Origin of the sequence: Weissella coleopterorum (assembly GCF_011304355.1) — a bacterium.
In the GTDB taxonomy this organism is placed as follows: domain Bacteria; phylum Bacillota; class Bacilli; order Lactobacillales; family Lactobacillaceae; genus Weissella; species Weissella coleopterorum.
In genome coordinates this window covers 1,325,111-1,348,755 of record NZ_CP049888.1, presented here as the reverse complement: position 1 = coordinate 1,348,755, position 23,645 = coordinate 1,325,111, and the positions used below count along the sequence as shown (strand labels likewise).

General features: G+C 38.5%; 25 protein-coding genes and 2 pseudogenes. 25 read left to right on the top strand and 2 right to left on the bottom strand.

What is annotated here, in order from left to right; translation table 11 throughout:
• Positions 1-184 precede the first annotated feature (184 nt).
• From G7084_RS06880 to G7084_RS08365, 11 genes and pseudogenes are all read left to right on the top strand, one after another.
• On the top strand, positions 185-853 hold the full coding sequence (locus G7084_RS06880) for a winged helix-turn-helix transcriptional regulator (RefSeq protein WP_166011239.1): 669 nt from the start codon (positions 185-187) through the stop codon (positions 851-853).
• A 229-nt stretch (positions 854-1,082) separates the two neighbouring features.
• Complete coding sequence (locus G7084_RS06875) at positions 1,083-2,015, top strand: aldose epimerase family protein (protein ID WP_246163783.1); 933 nt, start codon at positions 1,083-1,085, stop codon at positions 2,013-2,015.
• Positions 2,016-2,052: 37 nt separating this feature from the next.
• Complete coding sequence (locus tag G7084_RS06870) at positions 2,053-3,396, top strand: glucose-6-phosphate isomerase (RefSeq protein WP_166011237.1); 1,344 nt, start codon at positions 2,053-2,055, stop codon at positions 3,394-3,396.
• A gap of 169 nt (positions 3,397-3,565) precedes the next feature.
• The gene (locus tag G7084_RS06865; protein WP_166011740.1) at positions 3,566-4,402 is read left to right on the top strand and encodes a DUF368 domain-containing protein; all 837 of its coding nucleotides are present in this window, start codon (positions 3,566-3,568) and stop codon (positions 4,400-4,402) included.
• A gap of 90 nt (positions 4,403-4,492) precedes the next feature.
• Positions 4,493-5,056 carry an elongation factor P gene (efp, locus tag G7084_RS06860; protein ID WP_166011235.1) on the top strand — a complete coding sequence of 188 codons (564 nt, stop codon included), beginning with the start codon at positions 4,493-4,495 and terminating at the stop codon, positions 5,054-5,056.
• Positions 5,057-5,155: 99 nt separating this feature from the next.
• Positions 5,156-5,593 (top strand): Asp23/Gls24 family envelope stress response protein, encoded by a 438-nt coding sequence (locus G7084_RS06855; protein ID WP_166011232.1) that lies wholly within the window; start codon positions 5,156-5,158, stop codon positions 5,591-5,593.
• Positions 5,593-6,009: a transcription antitermination factor NusB gene (gene nusB, locus G7084_RS06850; RefSeq protein ID WP_166011230.1), complete on the top strand. Its 417-nt coding sequence runs from the start codon at positions 5,593-5,595 to the stop codon at positions 6,007-6,009. Before G7084_RS06855 ends, nusB begins: the two co-directional genes overlap by 1 nt.
• A 220-nt stretch (positions 6,010-6,229) precedes the next feature.
• Positions 6,230-6,727: a translation initiation factor IF-3 gene (gene infC / locus G7084_RS06845; RefSeq protein ID WP_246163781.1), complete on the top strand. Its 498-nt coding sequence runs from the start codon at positions 6,230-6,232 to the stop codon at positions 6,725-6,727.
• Between the two features lie 27 nt (positions 6,728-6,754).
• The gene (rpmI, locus tag G7084_RS06840; protein WP_166011228.1) at positions 6,755-6,952 is read left to right on the top strand and encodes a 50S ribosomal protein L35; all 198 of its coding nucleotides are present in this window, start codon (positions 6,755-6,757) and stop codon (positions 6,950-6,952) included.
• 56 nt (positions 6,953-7,008) lie between these two features.
• Positions 7,009-7,419, top strand: a pseudogene (gene rplT / locus G7084_RS08295) (50S ribosomal protein L20); the annotation flags it as partial.
• Between the two features lie 30 nt (positions 7,420-7,449).
• On the top strand, positions 7,450-7,566 hold the full coding sequence (locus G7084_RS08365) for a HeH/LEM domain-containing protein (RefSeq protein ID WP_281346952.1): 117 nt from the start codon (positions 7,450-7,452) through the stop codon (positions 7,564-7,566).
• Positions 7,567-7,762: 196 nt separating this feature from the next.
• Here the strand turns inward: G7084_RS08365 and G7084_RS06830 are convergent, their stop codons facing one another.
• Complete coding sequence (locus G7084_RS06830) at positions 7,763-7,984, bottom strand: prepilin peptidase (protein WP_166011225.1); 222 nt, start codon at positions 7,982-7,984, stop codon at positions 7,763-7,765.
• A gap of 307 nt (positions 7,985-8,291) precedes the next feature.
• On the opposite strand from G7084_RS06830, the gene rpsL reads away from it, so the two are divergent.
• The 8 genes from rpsL to G7084_RS06790 all read left to right on the top strand — a co-directional run bounded on the left by rpsL (position 8,292) and on the right by G7084_RS06790 (position 16,679).
• Positions 8,292-8,708 carry a 30S ribosomal protein S12 gene (gene rpsL / locus G7084_RS06825; protein ID WP_057754581.1) on the top strand — a complete coding sequence of 139 codons (417 nt, stop codon included), beginning with the start codon at positions 8,292-8,294 and terminating at the stop codon, positions 8,706-8,708.
• A 19-nt stretch (positions 8,709-8,727) separates the two neighbouring features.
• Positions 8,728-9,198 (top strand): 30S ribosomal protein S7, encoded by a 471-nt coding sequence (rpsG, locus tag G7084_RS06820; RefSeq protein ID WP_166011223.1) that lies wholly within the window; start codon positions 8,728-8,730, stop codon positions 9,196-9,198.
• 265 nt (positions 9,199-9,463) lie between these two features.
• The gene (gene fusA, locus G7084_RS06815; protein ID WP_166011221.1) at positions 9,464-11,587 is read left to right on the top strand and encodes an elongation factor G; all 2,124 of its coding nucleotides are present in this window, start codon (positions 9,464-9,466) and stop codon (positions 11,585-11,587) included.
• A gap of 241 nt (positions 11,588-11,828) precedes the next feature.
• Positions 11,829-12,914: an ABC transporter ATP-binding protein gene (locus G7084_RS06810; protein ID WP_166011219.1), complete on the top strand. Its 1,086-nt coding sequence runs from the start codon at positions 11,829-11,831 to the stop codon at positions 12,912-12,914.
• Positions 12,907-13,722 carry an ABC transporter permease gene (locus G7084_RS06805; protein WP_166011217.1) on the top strand — a complete coding sequence of 272 codons (816 nt, stop codon included), beginning with the start codon at positions 12,907-12,909 and terminating at the stop codon, positions 13,720-13,722. The genes G7084_RS06810 and G7084_RS06805 overlap by 8 nt, the downstream gene beginning before the upstream one ends.
• Positions 13,722-14,555, top strand: coding sequence for an ABC transporter permease (locus tag G7084_RS06800; protein ID WP_166011215.1), 834 nt, complete (start codon positions 13,722-13,724; stop codon positions 14,553-14,555). Before G7084_RS06805 ends, G7084_RS06800 begins: the two co-directional genes overlap by 1 nt.
• Positions 14,552-15,649 (top strand): ABC transporter substrate-binding protein, encoded by a 1,098-nt coding sequence (locus tag G7084_RS06795; RefSeq protein ID WP_166011213.1) that lies wholly within the window; start codon positions 14,552-14,554, stop codon positions 15,647-15,649. The genes G7084_RS06800 and G7084_RS06795 overlap by 4 nt, the downstream gene beginning before the upstream one ends.
• Positions 15,650-15,827: 178 nt before the next feature.
• A complete protein-coding gene (locus G7084_RS06790; protein WP_166011211.1) occupies positions 15,828-16,679 on the top strand; it encodes a peptidylprolyl isomerase in 852 nt (283 codons plus the stop codon).
• A gap of 71 nt (positions 16,680-16,750) precedes the next feature.
• Here G7084_RS06790 and G7084_RS06785 read toward each other — a convergent pair whose 3' ends face one another.
• Positions 16,751-17,200: a universal stress protein gene (locus G7084_RS06785; RefSeq protein ID WP_166011209.1), complete on the bottom strand. Its 450-nt coding sequence runs from the start codon at positions 17,198-17,200 to the stop codon at positions 16,751-16,753.
• Between the two features lie 164 nt (positions 17,201-17,364).
• On the opposite strand from G7084_RS06785, the gene G7084_RS06780 reads away from it, so the two are divergent.
• From G7084_RS06780 to trxB, 6 genes and pseudogenes are all read left to right on the top strand, one after another.
• Positions 17,365-18,795: an MFS transporter gene (locus G7084_RS06780; RefSeq protein WP_166011207.1), complete on the top strand. Its 1,431-nt coding sequence runs from the start codon at positions 17,365-17,367 to the stop codon at positions 18,793-18,795.
• A 381-nt stretch (positions 18,796-19,176) separates the two neighbouring features.
• Complete coding sequence (locus tag G7084_RS06775; protein WP_166011205.1) at positions 19,177-19,536, top strand: phage holin family protein; 360 nt, start codon at positions 19,177-19,179, stop codon at positions 19,534-19,536.
• Positions 19,537-19,550: 14 nt separating this feature from the next.
• Positions 19,551-20,482 (top strand): annotated as a pseudogene (gene hprK, locus G7084_RS06770) (HPr(Ser) kinase/phosphatase).
• 100 nt (positions 20,483-20,582) lie between these two features.
• Positions 20,583-21,602 carry an NAD(P)H-dependent glycerol-3-phosphate dehydrogenase gene (locus tag G7084_RS06765; RefSeq protein WP_166011203.1) on the top strand — a complete coding sequence of 340 codons (1,020 nt, stop codon included), beginning with the start codon at positions 20,583-20,585 and terminating at the stop codon, positions 21,600-21,602.
• A 6-nt stretch (positions 21,603-21,608) separates the two neighbouring features.
• The gene (gene galU, locus G7084_RS06760) at positions 21,609-22,484 is read left to right on the top strand and encodes a UTP--glucose-1-phosphate uridylyltransferase GalU (protein ID WP_166011201.1); all 876 of its coding nucleotides are present in this window, start codon (positions 21,609-21,611) and stop codon (positions 22,482-22,484) included.
• Positions 22,485-22,691: 207 nt separating this feature from the next.
• Positions 22,692-23,621, top strand: coding sequence for a thioredoxin-disulfide reductase (gene trxB / locus G7084_RS06755; RefSeq protein ID WP_166011199.1), 930 nt, complete (start codon positions 22,692-22,694; stop codon positions 23,619-23,621).
• Positions 23,622-23,645: the final 24 nt, after the last annotated feature.

Here is a 23,645-nt window from a genome sequence, read left to right as displayed (position 1 = left end):
ATATTTGTTTTACCTTTTTTTATATCACAGTTCAAAGCCAGGTTGAACCCGTTTATATTAAAGAAACTTTTTTAATATGAAAGGATTTTAATTTTGTTTTAATATAGCACTAAAAACTTCTTTATTTTTGAAAATATTTCCGTTATATTTGGTAAACAAGCTAGAGAAGGCGGAGGTACAACGATTGAATATTTTAATGATTTCAAAAGAACTAGAATTGCTGGAACAACTCCAAATTACGTTAAAGAAGATGCCTTGGAATTTTCAATTCGTGAGTGATGTAAAACTTGCGCAGATATTATTGACTCATAATCCAGAACAATTTGATTCAGTCATGCTAGATGACGCGTTAGTGGAATCAAAATTTGAATTGCAACAATTTAAATTAAACCTTGATCCTAAAAAATGTTTTATTTTATTTCGCTCTAAGCAAATCGAACGGGCGTGGGTTGATGAACGAGAGATGCAGTCGGAACAAATTAGTGCAACTGACGATGCTCGGCAATTAATGGCAAAACTGGAAACTTTAAAAACAATCATGCACCAGAATAAGACGGGAAGTAATCAAGAACTGTTAACGCCGATTTTACATGTGGATGAATTAACGCAAGAAGTTTCTGTCCGGGGTGAAAAATTAGAACATCTAACCCCCAAGGAATTTGACTTATTATTAATTTTAGTAAAACACCCGCGACAAGTTTTAACTCGTGAGATGCTCCTGCAAAAAGTATGGCATGAAGACATTTATATTGATACTCGAACGGTGGATACGCATATTAAGATGATTCGAAAAAAACTACCAATTAATTTAATTAAGACAGTTTGGGGTCGAGGATATAAATTTGAAGATTAGAGTTTATATCCACTTTAGAAAAGGGATGGAAAATTGGTATAGGAATTGGTATAATATATTTTGTACTTGAAAACGCTTAATCGTGATAAAATAAAGCTGTTAATTAAAAATTAAAGGTGGACAGTAAAATGACGATTAATATAGCTAGTTTAGGGACAACTCCAAGTGGAGAAGAGCTTCAACACATTCAAATTGAGAACAAAAATGGACATCAATTAGGGTTAGTTTCTTGGGGGCATCTTGGCAGTCATTTAAGACTGCCGCTGGTCAGGATTTAGTGTTAGGTTTTCACGATGTTGATAGCTATCTAAATAATAACTATTTTATTGGAAATGCTGTTGGTCGTGTGGCGGGTCGTATTGATGGTGCTAGTTTTGATTTAGAGGGACAGCATTATCAATTAGATCAAAATGAAGGTTCTAATACTTTACACGGTGGGGAAAAGAGCTTCTCTCATCGGAATTGGGAAATTAAAGAAATTGATGAACTTCATAATCGCGTCGTTTTTGCAACTGTGTTAAATGAATCTGAAGATCATTTTCTGGGAACCATGCAAGCAACTGTGACTTATACTTTGTCTGATAATGATGAAGTTAGTCTTGAATTTAATGCGCTTTCAGATCAAGCAACGCTTTTTAATCCAACTTCACATGTGTACTTTAATTTGGGTGGTCTAGGCAGTGATGCAAATCAAATGCAACTTCAAATTAAAGCAGATCGCTATATGGAACTACGAAAGACGGACAAGATTCCAACTGGTAAATTATTGCCAGTTGCTGGAACGGCTTATGATTTTAATGATGTTACTACAATTGGGGATGCAATTACCCGTATTCCTTCAGATGATTTTGATAAAAAATTTGATGATGTATTCGCGTTGAACGCACATAATAATCCTAATGTAGTCCTTTCGGATCCTAAATCAAAACGTGCAGTCGAAATGACGACTGACCGAAATGCGGTTGTATTCTTTATTACAAATCCAGAAGTTGATAACTATCAGGATCAAGCAGCATTTTTAGCTGAGCATCCATATAACGGAGTTGCCCTAGAGGCGCAAACATTATCTGATTCAATCCATCATCCTGAGTTTGGGGATATTGTGTTACCTGCTAATCAACAGCAAACTTATACCACAACATACGCTTTTAAGAACTTATAAATTTCATGGATAGTTTTAGACGGGAGTAGTAATAATTATGACGACGTTATCTTTTGATAAGAGTAAATTAACATCATTTGTAAATGATGAAGAGTTGGCAATGATCCAACCTATGGTTACAGTAGCGGATGAAATGTTACGACAAGGAACTGGGGCTGGGGCTGCATATACTGATTGGATTAAGTTACCAACGGAGTATGACCAAGCAGAGTTTGCACGAATTCAAGCGGCTGCTCAAAAAATTAAAAAAAATTCGCAAGTTCTAGTTGTGATTGGGATTGGTGGATCATATTTAGGAGCCAGAGCAGCGGTAGACTTCTTAAACGATTATTTTAATTCTGCATATTCGGATGGCGAACGAGAATTTCCACAAATTATCTTTACGGGAAATAACATTTCAGGTCAATACCTTAATTCCGTAATTAAGTTGATTGGTGACCGAGATTTCTCAGTTAATGTGATTTCAAAATCAGGGACGACAACTGAGCCAGCCATTGCCTTTCGTGTCTTCAAACAAATGTTAGAAGACAAATATGGGGCTGAAGCATCTAAAGAACGTATCTTTGCAACAACAGATGCAAAGCGAGGAGCTTTGAAAACCTTGGCTGATGATCAAGGGTACGAAGAGTTTGTTGTGCCTGACGGAGTCGGAGGACGTTTTTCAGTCTTGACAGCGGTGGGACTCTTACCAATTGCAGCAGCCGGTGGTGATATTGAACAATTGATGGCTGGGGCTGCTGCGGCACAGAATGATTATGCTGATGCCGATTTGCAAAAAAATGAAGCTTATCAATATGCAGCGTACCGTAATATCCTTTACCGTAAAGGATATACGACGGAATTGTTAATTAACTATGAGCCAACTTTAGTTCAATTTGGTGAATGGTGGAAGCAATTGCAAGGTGAATCAGAAGGTAAGGATGGTAAGGGAATTTTTCCGGCTTCTGGTAATTTCTCGACTGATTTACATTCATTTGGGCAATATATTCAAGAGGGACGTCGAAATATTTTTGAAACGCTTGTACGGGTTACCAACCCAGCATCAGATGTTGTGATTCCTGAAATGGAAGCTGACGATGGTTTGGAATACTTACAAGGTAAGACGATGAGTTATGTTAATCGGATGGCATCTGATGGGACGTTGTTGGCTCATGTCGATGGTGGTGTCCCAAATATGGTTGTTGAAATTGAGCAACAAGACGCGTACCATCTTGGATATATGATTTACTTCTTTGAAATTGCTGTTGGAATTTCAGGTTATTTGAACGGGGTGAACCCTTTCAACCAACCAGGGGTTGAGGCTTATAAAAAGAATATGTTTGGCTTGTTAGGTAAGCCTGGTTATGAAGAATTAACCACTGCGTTACGTGAACGCCTATAAATCCATTGGAATTAAAAATTAGTAAAGTAAAGTTAGGTTATGATCAACCTAACTTTTTTATTATTAATTAAGTACGCTTTAAGGTTTATTAAGTTCAGTTTGGTAATCTGATATAGGCAAATGTATTACTCATTCAAATTAATTTGAAACGAATAGGAGCGGAGAGTTGATTAAAACGAGCAATGTAACAAACTGGATTAGCCGATTAATTAAAGGCATGATCTTAGCATTAGGATTTATTTTACCTGGAGTCTCTGGTGGCGTTTTAGCAGCTATTTTGGGCATTTATGAACGTCTACTTCGGTTTATGGGGAATGTTAGACAGCGTTTTAGATTTGATTTTTGGTATTTTGTGCCAGTTGGAATCGGAGGAATCTTAGGGTTAGCACTTTTAAGTGCGCCATTGGAGTACCTTTTAGCGAACTACCAGGTGTTAGTGCTCTGGGCATTTGCGGGAGCCATTATCGGTACCTTGCCGGCCCTGTTTAAGACAGCAGGCTTACAGGGGCGTCAAACTAATGACTGGGTGGTTTTGTTGTTGACAGCTGGAATAGGTGGTTGGTTTTTATATAATTTGAGTACTCTTTTTGGGGTGCTAACACCTAGTTTTGTTAGCTGGATGTTAGCTGGATGCTTAATTGCATTAGGGGTTATTTTACCTGGATTAAGTCCGTCTAACCTCTTACTTTATTTAGGCTTGTTTGAACCAATGCTAAAGGGATTTAAATCAGGGGATCTAAGTGTCCTAATTCCTATCGCCATCGGTGCCGTTATAACATTGCTAGCTCTATCAAAGCTTATGTTGATTTTATTAAAAAAATATTATGCAAAAGTTTATCATTTTATTTTAGGAATAGTCCTAGCGTCAATTGGTTTAATTTTGATGCCACCCGTAGCTAACTACCAAGGTGCTAAGGTGGGGACTTTCGCTTTAGCACTGCTATTAATGCTAGGGGGGATCGCAATTGGTTGGTGGATGTCTAAATTGGAAGATAAGTATAAGTAATTCGATGTTTCAGCTAATAAAGCTGGTTTTTTAATAGTAACTCTGGTAATATTTATACATATAAAAGTTAATTTTTAGGAGATTTTAATCATGGCCATTGGAATGAATGATTTGAAGACGGGTTTGACAATTGAATACTCAAACTCAATTTGGCGAGTGTTGGAATTCCAACACGTTAAGCCTGGTAAAGGGGCAGCGTTTGTCCGTTCAAAGTTAAAAAATTTACGTTCTGGGGCGGTAAATGAAGTTACTTTCCGACCTGGTGATAAGTTTGAAACTGCTAATATTGAAACTTCACCAATGCAGTATTCATATGCTGATGGCGATAATCGTGTCTTCATGAATATGGATACGTATGATCAAATCGCTATTCCAGTTGACCGAATTGAAGATGAAATGAAGTATCTATTAGAAGGAACTGATGTTAAAGTTACTTATTATGAGAGCGAATTGTTAGGAATTGAAGTTCCTAAAACCATTGAGTTAACAGTTGCGGAAACACAACCTGGAATTAAGGGAGCGACTGCTAATGGTGGTGGTAAGCCTGCTACAATGGAAACTGGATTAGTAATTACTGTTCCTGATTTCATCAATGCTGGTGAAAAACTTATTGTTAATACGGATAATGGTGGATCATACTCTTCACGTGCATAATTGGTGAATGACTCCATTTCGAAGCGTCTACCAGATTGATATGATTGGTGGGCGCTTCAATTGTCTAAAAGAACTTACTAAAACAGGGAGGACGATCAAATGGCTGCTGAAGAAACAATTTTATTAACACAAACTGAAAATGGGTCAACGCGCGTAAACATTCGAGTGCTGGATATTATCGCTGGATTGGCAACGCGTGAAGTTGAAGGTGTTGCTCGTTTACGTGGTACTTTTGGAGAACGAGCTAAAGAAGTTTTGGGTTATAAAGATCAACATGGGACGGGAATTAGTACTAATCAAGATGCCGAAGGAAATCTTCAAATTGAGGTTTATGTTGACTTAAATTACGGTGTAGCCGTACCTAAGGTAGCGCACATGATTCAAACACAAATTAAAACTCAAATGCATGCAATGCTTGGAATCGATGTTCCGACAGTTGACGTTCATGTAATCGGGGTATTATCAGAAAAGCTCGAATCAGAAATTGATCCAAATAATCTCTTTGGAGATGAGCAAGTAGAAGAGGATAACAAGTAATGGCGACACTAACACGACACGCAATTCGCCAGGTGACATTACAAGCCTTGTTTGGACTATCAGTTAATTTAGATGCACAACCTGAAGCAGTAATTAAGCAAGCGCTCGCTGGTGATCCAGAATTGGAAAATATTTCAGAGGCGCCAACTGAGGTCTTAGAGTTAGTTCAAAAGGTCCAAGCTTATTCAGATGATGCAGATTTGATGATTTCTAAATATTTAATTGAAGGATGGACGCTGGACCGACTCAACTTAATTGATTTAGAAATTATGCGAATTGCAATTTTCGAGGCAAGTCAAGGTGATGTGCCAACCAAAGTTGCCGTCAACGAGTCTTTGAATTTGGCCAAAGAGTTTACAGATGAGTCGTCGGCTAAATTTATCAATGGAATTTTATCAAAAGTATTGACATTTTAGGTGATATTAAGTATCATTATGTAATGTTAGAAAACAAAGTAATGGCTGCCCGCTATTCACCTAGAAGAATTACGTTTCTTCGGGTTTATCGATTTCACTAATACTGAATGAATAGCGGGTTGTCGTTGTGTACGATAACTCGCTTTTACTTTGTCTGGACAAAAAATAGGAGGTAAGTACCATAGCAGCTAATGTACGCCAACCGCAACAGAAGAACGATTTGATTAATGAACACATTCGTGCCCATGAAGTCCGCTTGATCACTGATGATGGTGACAAAGGGGTCCTTTCTAAGGATGAGGCTCAAAAGATTGCTGACGAAGCTGAACTTGATTTAGTTTTAGTTCAAGCAAATGCAAAGCCACCTGTCGCTAAGATCATGGATTACGGTAAATTCAAGTTCGACAGCCAAAAAAAGGTTCGTGAACAACGAAAAAATCAAAAAACGGTCACTGTTAAGGAAATTCGTTTAAGTCCTACTATTGATTCAGGTGATTTTACAACTAAGAAAAATAATGCCATTAAGTTCCTAAATAAGGGAAATAAGGTTAAGGTTTCAATCCGTTTCCGGGGACGTGCGATTACCCACAAAGAAATTGGACGTGAAGTCATGAATCGATTTGCTGCAGAGTTAGATGATACAGCTAAAGTTGAAGCTCGAGCAAAAATGGAGGGACGTAGCATGTTCATGGTGCTAGCCCCTAAGGACGCCAAGTAACCGCATATTATATTTGGAGGAAAACTCATGCCTAAGTTTAAGACACACCGCGCTTCTGCAAAGCGTTTTAAGAAAACTGCCAATGGTGGTTTGAAGTCAGCCAATGCCTATACGTCACACCGTTTCCACGGTAAGACTAAAAAGCAACGTCGCCAATTGCGTGGAACTTCAATGATGGACCATAGCACGTTGAAGACATACCGTCACTTGTTGAGCCGTATCTAGTTAAAAAAGCTAAATCGGGTTCGTTAGATTTTTGTAAAATATTGGAGGATTAAACCATGCGAGTAAAAGGTGGAACAGTTACACGTGCGCGTCGTAAGAAGATGATTAAGTTGGCCAAGGGTTACCGTGGCCAACGTCATATTAACTATAAGGTTGCTAAGCAACAAGTTTGGAAGGGTTGGGTTTATGCTTTCCGTGATCGCAAGACCACTAAGCGTAACTTCCGTAAGCTTTGGATTACACGTATCAATGCTGCAGCTCGGATGAACGGTTTGTCATATTCACGCTTCATGAATGGTTTGAACTTGATGGGATCAAAGTTGAACCGTAAGATGTTAGCTGATTTGGCAATTACTGATGCAGCTGCATTTTCAAATTTGGCAGATGCTGCTAAGAAGGCTTTGACTGACAACAATCAAGCTTTCCATGTGATTACTCCTGCTACTACTGAAAAAACAATTGAAATTCATGTTGCCGAAGCTAAACCAGCTAAGACTATGGATTCAAAGCCATCAGAAAAGAATACTGTTGCTGAAATTAAAGCATTTTTGGATGCTCAAGGTGTTGAATACGCTTCTTCAGCAAAGAAGGCTGATTTGCTAGCCTTGGTATAATAAAAATTAAGGTCGAATTTCTTTTTAGAAATTTGACTTTTTTTGTCTTAATTTAAAAAATTATCATCCCATATCCGATAGTCATACATGGAATAAAGGGAATTTTGGACTTTTGCCAAATCCAAGAGATGATAATGCCAATAAGACAACTAAGTTGTAAACAGGCAAACCATTGTAAATATGATAAATATAAAAATTAAATGAAAAAAAGATCCAAATCTCCGTTACCAATATATTTTTCGGACTTATTTAGGTGGAGTAGAATTAGATAGATTGGCAAGCCAATCCATAATTGATCCAGTTCACGATGAACACCAGCAAACCAAATTAATGGAATAATTAGTTTGCTGGAAATTGTATATGATTTTAAATCTTGGTAACTGAATAAAAGTAGGTATAAAAAAATAATCATTAACATGATGACCTCCGTAATAAAGAGTAAGAATCAAAAATAAGGTGAATATGACTAAAAGAAACGCCCGGAAATGTTTGCCAGACAAATCGCGGTATTAATGGTTTATTTTTAGATATATGGTTGCAAAAATTAATGAGAGATGCTATTATATTCTTTGTGCTTGTAGCAAGTTGGTGTCCGCGTTAGTTCGCGCGACGTGCTGAACTAACTTTGCCGGTACCATAAACGTTTGGAATTTCGGATTTATTTTTAAACGATACGCCCGGAATTGTGGACTAAAATAAAAAAATATGGAAGGAGCCTCTTAGACATGCCTACAATTAATCAATTGGTTCGTAAGCCTCGTAAGTCAAAGAGCACGAAGTCAAACTCACCAGCTTTGAACTTCGGTTATAACTCACAATCAAAGAAGACCATCCTTGCCCCAGCCCCACAAAAACGTGGAGTTGCTACCCGTGTTGGTACAATGACACCTAAGAAGCCTAACTCAGCTTTGCGTAAGTACGCCCGTGTGCGTCTTTCAAACTTGATTGAAGTTACGGCATATATTCCTGGAATTGGTCACAACCTTCAAGAACACTCAGTTGTCTTGATCCGTGGTGGTCGTGTAAAGGACTTGCCTGGAGTACGTTATCACATTATTCGTGGAGCTTTGGATACTGCCGGTGTTGATGGACGGATGCAATCTCGTTCTAAGTACGGTGCAAAGCGCCCTAAGAAGAAGTAATTAAGGGAGGACATTAATTATGCCACGTAAGGCTTATACTAAGCAGGCAGAAGTTCTGCCTGATCCAATTTATAACTCAAAGCTTGTTTCACGTTTGATCAATCGCTTGATGCTTGATGGTAAGCGTGGAACTGCTTCAACAATCTTGTACGAAGCTTTTGATCGTATCAAGGAATCAACTGGTAATGAACCATTAGCAGTCTTTGAAGAAGCCATGAATAACATCATGCCTGTCTTGGAAGTCCGCGCACGTCGTGTTGGTGGATCAAATTACCAAGTTCCAGTTGAAGTTCGCCCAGAGCGTCGTGTTACGTTAGGACTTCGTTGGTTGGTTTCATACGCACGTTTGCGTGGGGAACATACAATGGACGAACGTTTAGCTAAAGAAATTATGGATGCTGCTAACAATACTGGTGCATCTGTTAAGAAGCGCGAAGACACACACAAGATGGCAGAAGCCAACCGTGCCTTTGCACACTATCGTTGGTAAGATTTACGATAGTTTAAATCGAATTGCTGGACTAATACTTCGTTTTTAAAGTGTTAGCCAGCTTTTTTTGATTAAAAAATCGCAAACTTCAATTTTAATTTTTGAAATTTGAGTTTAATAACAAAAACTGATTAGTTTCTTAAACATAAATTGTGCTGATATTTGATGATAATCAACCGGGAAGGGTGGTTACTTTTCTTATTTTGCGGTATAATTCATGGTAAGCAGCTAACATGCTGAATTAAATAACAGGAGATTTTTCACAATGGCTAACACGCGTGAATACCCATTGAGCCGGACCCGTAATATCGGGATCATGGCCCACATTGACGCCGGTAAGACAACAACTACTGAGCGTATTTTGTACTATACAGGAAAGATCCACAAGATTGGTGAGACTCATGATGGAGCTTCACAAATGGACTTTATGGATCAAGAAAAGGAACGTGGAATCACGATCCAATCAGCCGCTACAACGGCTGTTTGGCATGGTTTCCATGAACAATTTTCAGCAGAACCATACCGTGTTAATATTATTGACACACCAGGACACGTGGACTTCACGATTGAAGTTGAACGTTCACTACGAGTGCTTGATGGAGCCGTAGCCGTTTTGGATGGTGCCGCTGGAGTTGAACCACAAACTGAAACGGTTTGGCGTCAAGCTGAAACGTATCAAGTTCCTCGTATTGTATTTGTTAACAAGATGGACAAGTTGGGGGCTGACTTCCAGATGTCAGTTGACTCAATCAAGTCACGCTTGGGAGCAAATGCTAAGGCTATTCAATGGCCAATCGGAACTGAAGATGATTTCGCTGGAATTATCGATTTGATTACAATGGAAGCATTGTACCCAGTTGATGATTTGGGTGAAAAGTGGGAACCTCGTGAAATTCCTGCCGACTACAAAGAATTGGCTGAAGAAAAGTATAACGAATTGGTAGAAGCCATCGCTGATGTTGATGACGCTATCATGGATAAGTACTTGAATGGTGAAGACATCGCCCAAGACGAATTGAAAGCAGCAATCCGTCGTGCGGTTTTGGCTTTGGAATTCTACCCAGTTCTTGCTGGATCAGCTTATAAAGATAAGGGTGTTCAAATGGTTTTGGACGCTGTTGTTGATTACTTACCATCACCTTTGGATGTTAAGCCTTATGTTGCAACAGACCCTGATACTGATGAAGAAATCGATTTGATCGCTAATGATGAGGATCCATTCGCAGCCTTAGCCTTTAAGGTTATGACTGATCCATACGTTGGTCGTTTGACTTTCGTTCGTGTTTATACTGGAACTTTGGAATCAGGTTCATACGTACAAAACACTTCAAAGGGAAAGCGTGAACGTGTTGGACGTTTGCTCCAAATGCACGCGACTGACCGGACTGAAATTGATGAAGTCTTCTCAGGAGATATCGCAGCGGCGATTGGATTGAAGGATACGACAACTGGAGATTCATTGACAGCGATCGATCGTCCTTTGATTTTGGAATCAATGGAATTCCCTGATCCCGTGATCCAATTGGCTATCGAGCCTAAGACTAAGGCTGACCAAACTAAGATGGGTGAAGCTCTTCAAAAGTTGGCGGAAGAAGATCCTTCATTCCGTGCCGAAACTAATCCTGAAACTGGAGATACTTTAATCTCTGGTATGGGTGAATTGCACTTGGATATTATTGTTGACCGTATGCGTCGTGAATTTAATGTTGACGCTACCGTTGGTGCTCCCCAAGTTGCTTACCGTGAAGCCTTTACGCAAACCGTTGAAGCGCGTGGATACTTCAAGCGCCAATCTGGTGGTAAGGGACAATATGGAGATGTTTGGATTGAATTTAGCCCGAATGAAGAAGGAGCTGGATTTGAATTCGAAGATGCCATTGTTGGTGGAGTTGTGCCACGTGAATACATCCCTTCAGTTGAAGCTGGATTGCGTGATGCATTGAACAACGGACCGCTTGCTGGATTCCCATTGGTTGACTTGAAAGCTAAGTTGTATGATGGATCATATCACGATGTCGACTCATCAGAAGCTGCCTTTAAGGTTGCTGCTTCATTGGCTTTGCGTGAAGCTGCTAAGACTGCTGGAGCCGTTATCTTGGAACCAATCATGAAGGTTGATATTGTTGTACCTGAAGACAATCTTGGTGACGTTATGGGACATATCTCAGCTCGTCGTGGAATGATTGAAGGACAAGAACAACGTGGAAACTCATTGATGGTTCACGGTAAGGTTCCATTGTCAGAAATGTTTGGATATGCAACGACTTTGCGTTCATCAACACAAGGACGTGGTACCTTCCAGATGGTCTTTGATCACTACGAAGCCGTACCTAAGAATGTTCAAGAAGAGATCATCAAGAAGTATGGTCGTGGAAGTGTAGAAGAATAGTCTTAATATAAGATTGTTAAATTACTACAATTCAAGATAGAAGCGAGAATGAAGAAATTCATTCTCGCTTTTTTATTGCAATAAAACGAGCGATGATTTAAATGTCTTATCGGGCGCATTCAATCTGATGCCCAGATTGGAATGATAATCGTAAAAATTAAGGGTTTTGATGGAATAACATGGCAAGGACTTCCAGCAATATAGTATAATTTAGGCTAGGACTGGAAAGGTGGATAGGTAAGTGGCACAACCAATTATTGAGTTTAAAAATGTAATAAAAAAATATGATGAACATGTGATTTTAAATGAAGTAAATTTAGAAATTGAAGCGGGAAAGTTTTATACATTATTAGGCCCTTCTGGTTCAGGTAAAACGACTATTTTACGGTTAATTTCAGGTTTTTTGGAAGCATCTAATGGCGATATTTTGTTTAACGGTCAAAGAATCAACGATGTGCCAGCAGAGAAACGTCAGGTTAATACAGTTTTTCAAAATTATGCTCTTTTTCCAAATATGAATGTTTTTGAAAATGTTGCTTTTGGAATGAAACTGAAAGGTCTTCCACTGGCAACAATAGATGCAAAAGTGACCGAAATGTTAGAGTTGGTGAAGTTAGCGGGTTATCAAGATCGCGAAATCAATGAATTATCGGGTGGGCAACAACAACGGGTTGCGATTGCACGTGCTTTAGCGAATGAACCACAAGTTCTTTTACTGGATGAACCGTTGTCAGCCCTTGATTATAAGTTGAGAAAAGAAATGCAGTATGAATTACGGGACATTCAACAAAGACTGGGGATTACATTTATTTTCGTAACACACGACCAAGAGGAAGCCCTAGCCATGTCGGATTGGATTTTTGTAATAAACGATGGAGACGTGGTGCAGAATGGTGATCCGATTGATATTTATGATGAACCGATTAATCATTTTGTGGCTGACTTTATCGGAGAAGCTAATATTATTCCTGGGGTAATGGTAGCTGATAATTTGGTTCATTTCAATGGGCAAAATTTTGAAAATGTTGATGGTGGAATGCGTTTGAATGAGCCCGTTGAAGTTGTGATTCGGCCTGAAGATGTGGACATAGTAAGGGCTGAATTGGGCAAAGTTATTGTCACGATTGATAAAACGTCGTTTCGAGGTGATTATTTTGAAATTACGGCGTATGATGACGATCATCATGAATGGCAGATTCAATCAACTAATGGGGTGGAAATTGGTAAACGGGTTGGCTTGACCTTTGATCCAGAAGATATTCATATAATGCGTTTAAACGAGATGGAAGAAGACTTCGATGCTCGATTGGAGGCGTATGATGAATAATAATCGTCAAACGATTAGTTATATGGTGCCATATGCTTTGTGGATTGGGTTATTTGTCTTATTACCATTAATACTAATGGTGACCCAATCAGTTCAAAATATACATCATCAATGGACTTTCGTGAACTATACGAATTTTTTCAGCTCTGGTACTTATCTTAAGATGACTTTTAATTCCATTTTTTATGCGCTTCTTGTGACTTTTTTGACACTATTGATCAGTTATCCGATGGCATATATTTTAAGTAAGTTGAAGCATAGTCAATTTTGGTTATTATTGGTCATATTACCAACGTGGGTTAATTTGCTTTTGAAAGCATATGCTTTTATTGGATTATTGGCACGAGAAGGAACGGTGAATCAATTCCTGGGTTTTATGGGAATTGCGCCACAACAACTTCTTTTTACGGATGCAAGTTTTATTTTAGTCGCCACATATATTGAAATTCCGTTTATGATTTTACCCATTTATAATAGCTTGGCTGAGATTAATCCTAGTTTGACGAACGCTGCTCATGATTTAGGAGCAAATGCTTGGCAGACTTTGAGACAAGTTATTATTCCACTGACATTGAATGGAATTAAAACTGGAATTCAAGCTGTATTTATTCCCACCTTATCATTATTTATGTTGACGCGTTTGATTGGCGGTAATCGGGTCATTACCTTGGGAACTGCAATCGAAGAGCACTTTATGGTGACACAAAATTGGGGAATGGGTTCAACCATTGGAATTATTTTAGTATTGGCAATGGCATTAACGATGTACCTAACTCGAGATCGTAAGAAGAAAAGGAGGTTACGTTGATGCAGAAAATTAAACTTGGACGGCTTTATTTAGTATTAATTTTTGTTTTAATGTATGCTCCGATTATATATTTGATAATTTTTGCCTTTAATCAAGGGGATCAAATGGCACATTTTACTGGCTTTTCGCTTCGTCATTTTCGGGAAATGTTTGCTGACCACCATCTGATTCGGATTTTAATAAATACATTTATTGTGGCATTTTTGTCGTCAATTTTAGCCACTTTAATCGGGACTTTTGGTGCTCTAGGAATTTATCAGATTAAACGACCTGGAATTAAGAACATGATTTTATCGTTAAATAATATTTTAATGGTTTCACCGGATGTCATCATTGGCGCATCATTTTTAATTTTATTTACATTGGGCGGTATCAGTTTGGGCTTTGGTTCAGTTTTGTTGGCACATATCGCTTTCTCAATTCCTATTGTAGTCCTCTTAGTTCTGCCTAAGTTAAACGAAATGGATACAGCTTTGATTCGGGCAGCACAAGATTTGGGAGCGAATTCACAACAAGTTTTAAACCGCGTTGTTTTACCTTATATCTGGCCGGGAGTAATCGCTGGATTCTTCATGGCTATTACGTATTCCTTGGACGATTTCGCGGTCACTTTTTTCGTCACGGGAAATGGTTTCACAACTCTATCAGTCGAAATATATGCTAGGGCGCGCCACGGCATTGATTTATCAATTAATGCCCTTTCAGCAGTGATGTTCCTATTTTCATTGATTTTGGTCGTAATTTATTATGTCATTACAAATCCAAAATATAATAAGAGTGGTCTTAAGCTGCGACGACGTTCAGCGATGAAACAACGTGGAGGGATTCAATGAAAAAAATTATTACATTCACCGTGGTGATTTTCACTGCCGTGGGGATATTATTTTTAGCGAATCAAGGTTTGCAGGCATTGGACCAACAACATAGAAATACCAAGCATAGTCAAAAGAATCAAGTTGTGACCATTTTTAATTGGGGCGATTATATTGATCCTGTGTTAATTAAAAAATTTGAACACGAATCAGGTTATAAAATCGATTATGAAACTTTTGATTCTAATGAGGCAATGTTTACCAAGATTAAACAAGGTGGAACACATTATGACCTTGCCATTCCTTCGGATTATATGATTCAGAAGATGAAGGAAGCTCATTTATTGGAACCATTAGATCATCAAAAGTTAATTGGATTAAGCAATTATAATCCGGTCTTAATGGACCAAAGATTTGATCCAAAAAATAAATACTCATTACCGTATTTTTGGGGAACATTGGGGCTGGTATATAATGACAAGTATGTAAAACCTAATGAATTAAAGAATTGGGATGATTTGTGGAATGCAAAATGGAAAAATTCAATTATGCTATATGATTCAGCGCGGGATGTGATGGCCGTGGGGCTTGCCTCTAATAATAATAGCGTAAATACTAAAAATACAGGTGAGCTGATGGCCGCTAAAGGTCGTTTAGATGCATTAATGCCTAATGTGAAAGCCATTGTGGGCGATGAGATAAAAATGTATATGGTGCAAGATGAAGCCAAAATTGCTTTGGATTTTTCAGGGGATGCGCGTCAAATGATGGCTGAAAATTCTCACTTACATTATTTAGTTCCAAATGGACGTGGGAATGTGTGGTTTGATAATATGGTCATCCCCAAAACTGTGCAAAATAAAGCCGGGGCGTATGCGTTTATGAATTTCATGGCTGATCCGCATAATGCGGCACAGAATGCCGAGTATAATGGGTATGCAACACCAAATGAGGCGGCTAAGCAGTTATTACCAGCCCATATCAAAAATGATACAGCCTTTTATCCTACACAAACAAAATTAGCTCAATTGACGACTTATCAAGATTTAGGTTTAGATTGGACTGAGAAATATAATGATTTATTTCTGGAATTTAAGATGAGTACCAATCGTTAGTCAAATTAAAGGTGGTTGATAAAATGAAAAAAAGAAAAATAATTTTTGGTCTCGAGATAATCTTTTTATTATTATTTATGGGTGCAGTTATTTTAGGAATTTTGTCTGGCCGATAAAATTCAGTTAGATTTAAGACTATTTACATATAATTTTATGAAAGAACGATTAGGGAGTGAAAATGAAAAAATCAAATCAAATGACGGTTATTATTGGAATCATTATTTTAGCATTATTAGCGTTGCTGATTGCGGCGGGATTAATGGTCGGTAATAAGCAAGCCAGTAAGGATCAGGATCAAACTAAAAACCAGAGTGAGGTCGCAACGACCAAGCGTCCCAGTGAGAGTAAAGCTAAATTGAATAAAGAGGCACTACCACAACTTACTACAACCGTTGCAGAGACAGAATCCTTGGTGGCTCTACATACTGAACAGGGTGATATCAAAATTAAATTATTCAATAAATATGCTCCTTTGGCGGTTGAAAATTTCTTAACGCATGCCCAAGAAAATTATTATAATGGAACGACTTTTCACCGGGTCATGAAGGATTTTATGATTCAAGGAGGCGATCCAAAATCAGCTGAAGACGCCAACGCCGCTGATTTAGGTCGAGGTGGTAAATCTATCTGGGCCGAGGGTGCACATAAGGACAGTAAAATTGATTCAGGGAATGGTTTTAAGAACGAGATAAGTAATAACTTATATAATATCCGAGGTTCATTAGCGATGGCAAATGCTGGTGCTGACACCAATGGGGCACAATTTTTTATTAATCAAGGAAATCAAGATGCAACAAAGCAAATTAGTGCCGATAAATACCCTGACCAAATTATTAAAGCATATCAAAACGGAGGAAACCCCAGTTTAGATGGCAGTTATACCGTCTTTGGACAGGTCATTGAAGGACTCGATATCGTTGATCAAATTGCAAACGCCACGGTTAAAACTGATAGTAATGGTGAAAATTCTAAACCTGAGACGCCAGTTAAAATTGAATCAATTGAAGTAATACAAACAGCCAGTAAATAAGTAATACAAACAGCCAGTAAATAAGTAAACAAAAAGCCGGAAATTTAACTTTCCGGCTTTTTCTATTGTTTTTAGCCCTGGACAATCATCACATCCGTTTTAGCATTTTGAACGACAAAGGAAGCAACTGAGCCGACAATTAGCCGTTCGATGCGACTTAATCCTGATTTTCCGATGATAGTTAAATCATTGGCGTGGTCATTTGGAAATTCAGTCGCAATAACTTTCTTAGGTGATCCAAAACGCATGTGCAATGAAATATCAATGTCGGGAAATTTTTCGAGAATTAAATTACGATAAGTTTCGAGTTTTTCTTGTGAATCTTGGACAAGGTGATATACAACATCACCAGTGACGGACATGCCCGCAACACCAGATAATGAATTGGTATCAATTACATAAAGTAAATCAAGATGAGCATGGTCTCGATTTGCAACTGCTGCTGCCTTCAAGGCCACTGAGTTTGAAATCTCTGAACCATCTAATGGGGCCAAAATCTTTTCGTAAGTTCCATTTTTCATAATATATCCCTCTCTATTCATATCATATCTATATTATAACCTAAATCAGCTAATATGTAAGGGTTTACAGCGAAAAATTGATTTCTTAACCCAGAGGATGGTGTTAAACTAAGTGAGGCAATTATTCATTTATATTAAAAGATTAAAAAGGAAGTACTTTAAATATGAGCACAAATGCACAATTATCACCACGAAGAGTTAATTTAATTTTAGTGGCTTTGGGTATGTTTACCTTTATGTCAACATTAGATGCATCAATTGTTAATATTGCATTACCAGTCATGGCGCATGATTTATCGATTCCGATGAACCAAGCTACTTGGTCGGTATCAATTTATTTAATTACCATTTCAGGTTTGTTGACGTTATTTGGGAATCTAGGGGATCAACTTGGTAAAATTAGGGTATTTAAATGGGGGACCTATGTTTTCACCTTTGGATCCCTCTTGGCAGGAATTAGTCTCGGGTTAGGATTCTTATTATTCGCCCGGGTTGTTCAGGCAATTGGAGCAGCGATGACGATGAGTAATTCCTTTGGAATCTCAACTACGGTCGCGCCGGCGAACATGCGGGCGAGAGCAATGGCGACAATCGCGATGTTTGTTTCTTTGGGTTCAATCGCTGGTCCAGCCGTTGGTGGATTGATTCTATCACTATTGAAGTGGCCGTTTATTTTTTGGATTAATGTACCACTAGGAATTTTGACAATTATCTTGGGTGAGTTTATCTTTCCAAAAAATCAACGGCGTACGGCTCCACTCGTCATTGACTGGATCGGTACGGTTATTTTCTTCTCGATGATTGCGGTCTTCTTTGGGGGAATTAATATCGCCCAAGAACAAGGCTTTGGGGCACTCTTACCAATCACCACATATATCTTAAGTATTCTGTTATTAATTGGATTTATTAAGTGGGAGCAACATACAATTAGACCGCTGATCGATTTGTCTATTTTTAAAGAAAAAATGTTTACATTATCTGTAATTACATCATTTCTAGTCTTTGCATCAGGTTTCTTTATCAACGTATTATTACCATTTTATTTGGAAAACCTGCGTCAAATCCAGCCGGGTCAAGCGGGAATGTACATGATGTCATATCCGCTTGCTATGCTGATTGGAACTCCAATTGCGGGAGTGGTTGCCGATCGATTTGACCGTGAATATGTAACTTTCTTTGCATTAACTGGTATTACATTGGGAATGTCAGGATGGATCTTAATGACCGGTCATAGTCCGCTTTACATGGTTGTGATGTTGAGTGCTTGGACTGGCTTCTCAACGGCTTTCTTTAATTCGCCCAATAATGCGATTACGATGTCAAATGCCCCAAAATCACAATTAGGAGTTGCCGGCGCCATTAATGCTTTAGCTCGAAATGTTGGAATGATTACGGGAACCACGTTGGTAACAACAATGTTATATATTTCCATGTCCAAACAAATGGGACACCAGATTACGACATATCCAATCGGGCATCCAACGGTATTTATAAATGGATTGCATTTTGCGATGTTCTTTGGAATGTTCTTAGTCCTAATTGCTTGGTGCCTAACAGGCTACCGTTTAATTTTGAGATTGCAAAGTAAACACTAATTTGCTATAATTAAATTTATGCGATGAGTCGAGAAAGATTATTACGATAATCTTTTATAGACGGCCAACATATACACCCGTATGGTGGTTGGTGCAAGGGCGGTTGTGGAACTAAACTTGCTGCACATGACTACAACTTAGCAATAAGTTGGTGTACGTCGACAGTTAGGTAAAACTAACTCCTGAGTTAATGCAGGTCTTACATTAACAACGCCAAAACAAAAACCTCGTAACTTTTAGTTACGGGGTTTTTGTTTTGTCTATTTTCTGAATAAGTCATCTCAAGATAGGATTGGTACCTATAAAAAAATATGCTTTATGGCATAGGGACATTCTTTTGGTATAATGATAGACAATAAAGAAGAAAAAGGGGATTTATGCATGCAACTAAAGCGTTTTTCATTTTTACAGCGATTAATCATTAATATGATTACATTATTGGCCTTAGCTGGATTATTTCAACAAGGACTTTATGTGCAAAACTTATGGAATGCTTTTATGGCGGCCGCAATTCTAGGAGTTTTGAATGTTTTTGTGCGACCAGTTTTACAGATTTTGAGTCTACCACTAACATTTTTCACGTTTGGTCTCTTCTCATTTGTGGTTAATGCTGCGGTTTTGTGGATGACTAGCTGGTTTGTCGGACCTGGTTTTCAATTTACGAGTTTTGGCTGGGCCATTTTGATTTCTTTGATTATGTCGTTAGTTAATGCGATTTTATCTGATTTTTTTAGTCGTTAAATTTAGGAGCTCTCATGGCAAAAACAATTCAAGTTAAAGATTTATTAGCAAATACTCGTTTAAAAGTTGTCCAGGGGGAAGAGTGGTTAGATCGAACAATTGTGACCGCTGATATTTCACGCCCTGGTTTGGAGATGACCGGATATTTTGATTATTATGCCCTGAACGGGTTCAACTGATGGGGATAACCGAAACTTCCTTTGCGGAGCGGATGAATCATGATGAATTGTTAATGATTGCCCGTAAAATGATGGGAATAGAAACGCCAGTGTTTGTTATTTCAACAGGACGAAAATTGCCGGTTGAATTTTTAAAAGTGGCAAATGATTCTAAAATTCCAGTATTGGCAACGGAACTAACGTCTTCTCAAATTTTAGCCAATATGACGTACTATCTTTCAGGAGAATTAGCAGAACGGCAATCGATGCATGGAGTCTTAGTAGATATCTATGGTCTGGGAATTTTAATCACAGGTGATTCAGGAGTTGGAAAATCCGAAACTGCGTTAGAATTAGTGCAGCGAGGGCATCGACTGATTGCAGATGACCGAGTTGATATTTACCAACGAGACGAAAAACATCTGGTCGGTGAAGCACCAGCAATTTTGAAGAACTTAATGGAATTACGTGGCGTAGGAATTATTGATGTGTTGAATTTGTTTGGTGCGGGAGCGGTCAGAGATCATTCCAATATCTCGTTTAATCTCCACTTAGCTAAGTGGGATAAAGATACCAAGTTTGATCGTTTGGGCAATGGCGAAGATCATATTACAATTCAGGGGGTGAGTTTGCCTCGGATGGTTCTCCCCGTTCAAACCGGTCGGAATTTGGCTGTCTTGATTGAAACAGCAGCTAAAAACTTCCGAGCTAAGAAAATGGGCTTTGATGCGACGGAAACATTTAATCAAAATTTGAATAAATTAATTGAAGCAAACTCGCAAGATTAGTAAAAACAACTTTGAAAACGCTTAAATAGTGATTTTAAATCACATCAAAATATGATAATCTATAATAGTGATTTAATTATAACCATTGGGGAGAAATGACATGGATCAAACAAAAGTGGCCGTATTAGGGGCTGGTTCATGGGGAACTGCCTTAGCTAATGTTGCGGCAGAAAATGGACATGCAGTCAAAATTTGGGGTCATCGAGTGGCCACGGTTGACGAGATTAATACACAACATACCAATAAAGAGTATTTGGGTGATCGAGTTCTACAAGCCAGTATTCAAGCAACGACCGATTTAGTAACCGCAATTGAGGGAGCTGAAATCATTTTGAGCGTGGTTCCAACTAAAGCAACGCGTGAAGTGGCGAATTTACTAAATCAGGCGCTAACTCAACTTCAACAAAAATCGATTGTGGTAGCAGCGACGAAAGGGCTAGAACCCTCAACATATAAGTTTGCCAGTCAAATGATCGCTGAAGAGATCGATGCTAGCTCTTTAGCTGGGATTGCGGTCATTGCTGGGCCATCGCATGCGGAGGGCGTTATCAAACATGATCCCACCACTGTCACCGCAGTGAGCGAAGATTTAGTTGTTGCGGAACGTATTCAACGCGTGATGAGTAATTCCACATTTCGAGTTTATACCAACGATGATATTGTAGGTGCTGAATTAGGTGGGGCGTTGAAAAATGTCATTGCCATTGCAGCAGGTGCGTTACAAAGTTTGGAATATGATGCAAATGCAAAAGCTGCACTGTTTACCCGTGGCCTAAATGAAATGGCACAATTAGGAAAAGCTTATGGTGCTAATCCAATGACTTTCATGGGGCTAGCTGGAGTGGGCGATTTATTTGCGACGGCAACATCGACGCATTCTCGTAATTTCCGAGCTGGAATGCAGTTAGGTGCAGGATTAAGTAAAGAAGAAGTTATCGAACATATGGGGATGGTTATTGAAGGCATTTCCACTACGAAAGTGGTGCATGATTTAGCACAGGCTAAACAAGTTGAAATGCCAATTTCAAATGCGGTCTATCAAGTGATTTATGAAGGTCGAGACCCCAAAATTGCAATTAGAGAATTAATGGATCGTCCATTACATCATGAAGGGAAGTAAATTATAATGAAACCAGTACGTAAAGCAGTGATACCTGCCGCCGGATTAGGAACACGTTTTTTGCCTGCTACAAAGGCACTAGCGAAAGAAATGTTACCAATTGTCGATAAGCCTACGATTCAATTTATCATTGAAGAAGCTTTGGCATCAGGAATTGAAGATATTGTGATTGTTGATGGAAAGTCAAAACGTTCAATTGAAGATCATTTTGATTCAAATCCTGAATTAGAAAATAATCTGAAGGAAAAGGGTAAGGATGAGCTCTTGAAGTTGGTTCAAGAAACAACTGATATTAACCTTTACTTTATTCGACAATCGCATCCCCGAGGGTTGGGAGATGCTGTGTTAACGGCAAAGGCCTTTATTGGTGATGAACCATTCGTTGTGATGCTTGGGGATGACCTAATGACTGATGAAAAGCCATTAACTAAGCAATTAATCGAACGTTACGAACAAACCGGAGATTCAACACTTGCTGTGATGAAAGTACCGCATGATCAAGTTTCTGAATATGGAGTTATTGCCCCTGATACTGAGGTAACTCCTGGGTTACATAAGGTTTCAACTTTCGTGGAGAAGCCAAAGCCAGAAGATGCTCCTTCTGATTTAGCGATTATTGGACGTTATTTATTAACTCCTGAGATTTTTGAAGAATTAGAGAATACCAAGCCTGGTAAAGGGAATGAAATTCAATTGACCGATGCGATTGATACCTTGAACCAACGTCAGCACGTTTATGCGCACGAATTTAAGGGGCATCGTTACGATATTGGCTCAAAGATTGGTTTCTTAACTACTAATATTGAATTTGGGTTAGAACATCCACAAACTGGTGCCGCCCTTAAGCAATATATTAAGGACTTGGCTAAAACTTTGGACTAAGTTAAACAAATTAGAAAAGGTGAGGGATAATTTATTCGCACCTTTTTTTATTTGTTTCTGATGTAATGTTATGATGATGGTGTTTGGCCGCCATTTGATGATTTCTGTCATTGATAATCGGTGAATGAAATTATGAGTTAAATGCGGTATAATTTTTAGATAAAACTGCGTTAAATTTTAGATAAAAAGTTTAAAGGAGGTAATGAAATGAGTGAACATTTTGCGGTGACAGTTATTGGTGCTGGACCTGGTGGAATGACCGCGGCGATATATACCGCTCGTGCTAATTTAAAGACGTTAATGTTAGACCGAGGAATTTACGGTGGTCAAATGAATAACACCGCTGAAATTGAAAATTATCCAGGTTATGTCTCGATTCAAGGACCAGAATTATCTGAAAAAATGTATGCGGCTACTGAAAAATTAGGCGTTGAATACACATTCGGCAACGTTGAGCAGATTGTAACTCAAGCCGATAAAACTTTTAAAATTATGACCGACATGGATGAATACACAACTGATTCCGTGATTATTGCAACTGGCTCACAGTATAAAAAATTAGGAGTACCTGGTGAAGATACCTATTCAGGGCGTGGAATATCATATTGTGCGGTCTGTGATGGAGCATTTTTTAAAGAAAAAAATGTGGTTGTAGTTGGTGGTGGTGATTCTGCCATTGAAGAAGCTAATTATTTGGCTGGGATTGTTGATCATGTAACTGTGATTCATCGGCGAGGCGAGTTACGCGCCCAAAAAATATTACAAGATCGTGCCTTTGCTAATAAAAAAATTGATTTTATGTGGAACACAGAAGTAGAAGCTGTGGCCGGTGATGATCAAAAGGTCACAGGGGTAAAATTAATCAATAATCAAAGTCAAGAACGTTCTATCTTTGATGCCGCAGGAGTCTTTATTTATGTGGGATTGTTGCCAGTAACAGAACCTTTTGCTAATTTAGATATTACTGATGACGCCAATTGGGTTGTAACTAACGAGCGAATGGAAACCAAGCAAGCAGGGATTTTTGCGTTAGGTGATGTCCGGGCCAAAGAATTACGGCAAATTGCTACGGCAGTTGGTGATGCAGCAATTGCTGGTCAAAATGCTTACTCTTATGTTGAAAGCTTAAATGATTAGCCACAATGAATCTATTGATTTATT

What these genes read in the sequence shown, in the direction of transcription:
- G7084_RS06830 (WP_166011225.1), bottom strand. Translation starts at nt 7,984, where the DNA reads ATGTTAATGATTATTTTTTTATACCTACTTTTATTCAGTTACCAAGAT.
- trxB (WP_166011199.1), top strand. Translation starts at nt 22,692, where the DNA reads ATGAGTGAACATTTTGCGGTGACAGTTATTGGTGCTGGACCTGGTGGA.
- fusA (WP_166011221.1), top strand. Translation starts at nt 9,464, where the DNA reads ATGGCTAACACGCGTGAATACCCATTGAGCCGGACCCGTAATATCGGG.
- G7084_RS06790 (WP_166011211.1), top strand. Translation starts at nt 15,828, where the DNA reads ATGAAAAAATCAAATCAAATGACGGTTATTATTGGAATCATTATTTTA.
- G7084_RS06795 (WP_166011213.1), top strand. Translation starts at nt 14,552, where the DNA reads ATGAAAAAAATTATTACATTCACCGTGGTGATTTTCACTGCCGTGGGG.
- rpmI (WP_166011228.1), top strand. Translation starts at nt 6,755, where the DNA reads ATGCCTAAGTTTAAGACACACCGCGCTTCTGCAAAGCGTTTTAAGAAA.
- G7084_RS06855 (WP_166011232.1), top strand. Translation starts at nt 5,156, where the DNA reads ATGGCTGCTGAAGAAACAATTTTATTAACACAAACTGAAAATGGGTCA.
- efp (WP_166011235.1), top strand. Translation starts at nt 4,493, where the DNA reads ATGGCCATTGGAATGAATGATTTGAAGACGGGTTTGACAATTGAATAC.
- G7084_RS08365 (WP_281346952.1), top strand. Translation starts at nt 7,450, where the DNA reads ATGGATTCAAAGCCATCAGAAAAGAATACTGTTGCTGAAATTAAAGCA.
- rpsL (WP_057754581.1), top strand. Translation starts at nt 8,292, where the DNA reads ATGCCTACAATTAATCAATTGGTTCGTAAGCCTCGTAAGTCAAAGAGC.
- G7084_RS06800 (WP_166011215.1), top strand. Translation starts at nt 13,722, where the DNA reads ATGCAGAAAATTAAACTTGGACGGCTTTATTTAGTATTAATTTTTGTT.
- galU (WP_166011201.1), top strand. Translation starts at nt 21,609, where the DNA reads ATGAAACCAGTACGTAAAGCAGTGATACCTGCCGCCGGATTAGGAACA.
- G7084_RS06765 (WP_166011203.1), top strand. Translation starts at nt 20,583, where the DNA reads ATGGATCAAACAAAAGTGGCCGTATTAGGGGCTGGTTCATGGGGAACT.
- G7084_RS06775 (WP_166011205.1), top strand. Translation starts at nt 19,177, where the DNA reads ATGCAACTAAAGCGTTTTTCATTTTTACAGCGATTAATCATTAATATG.
- G7084_RS06780 (WP_166011207.1), top strand. Translation starts at nt 17,365, where the DNA reads ATGAGCACAAATGCACAATTATCACCACGAAGAGTTAATTTAATTTTA.
- G7084_RS06785 (WP_166011209.1), bottom strand. Translation starts at nt 17,200, where the DNA reads ATGAAAAATGGAACTTACGAAAAGATTTTGGCCCCATTAGATGGTTCA.
- rpsG (WP_166011223.1), top strand. Translation starts at nt 8,728, where the DNA reads ATGCCACGTAAGGCTTATACTAAGCAGGCAGAAGTTCTGCCTGATCCA.
- G7084_RS06870 (WP_166011237.1), top strand. Translation starts at nt 2,053, where the DNA reads ATGACGACGTTATCTTTTGATAAGAGTAAATTAACATCATTTGTAAAT.
- G7084_RS06805 (WP_166011217.1), top strand. Translation starts at nt 12,907, where the DNA reads ATGAATAATAATCGTCAAACGATTAGTTATATGGTGCCATATGCTTTG.
- nusB (WP_166011230.1), top strand. Translation starts at nt 5,593, where the DNA reads ATGGCGACACTAACACGACACGCAATTCGCCAGGTGACATTACAAGCC.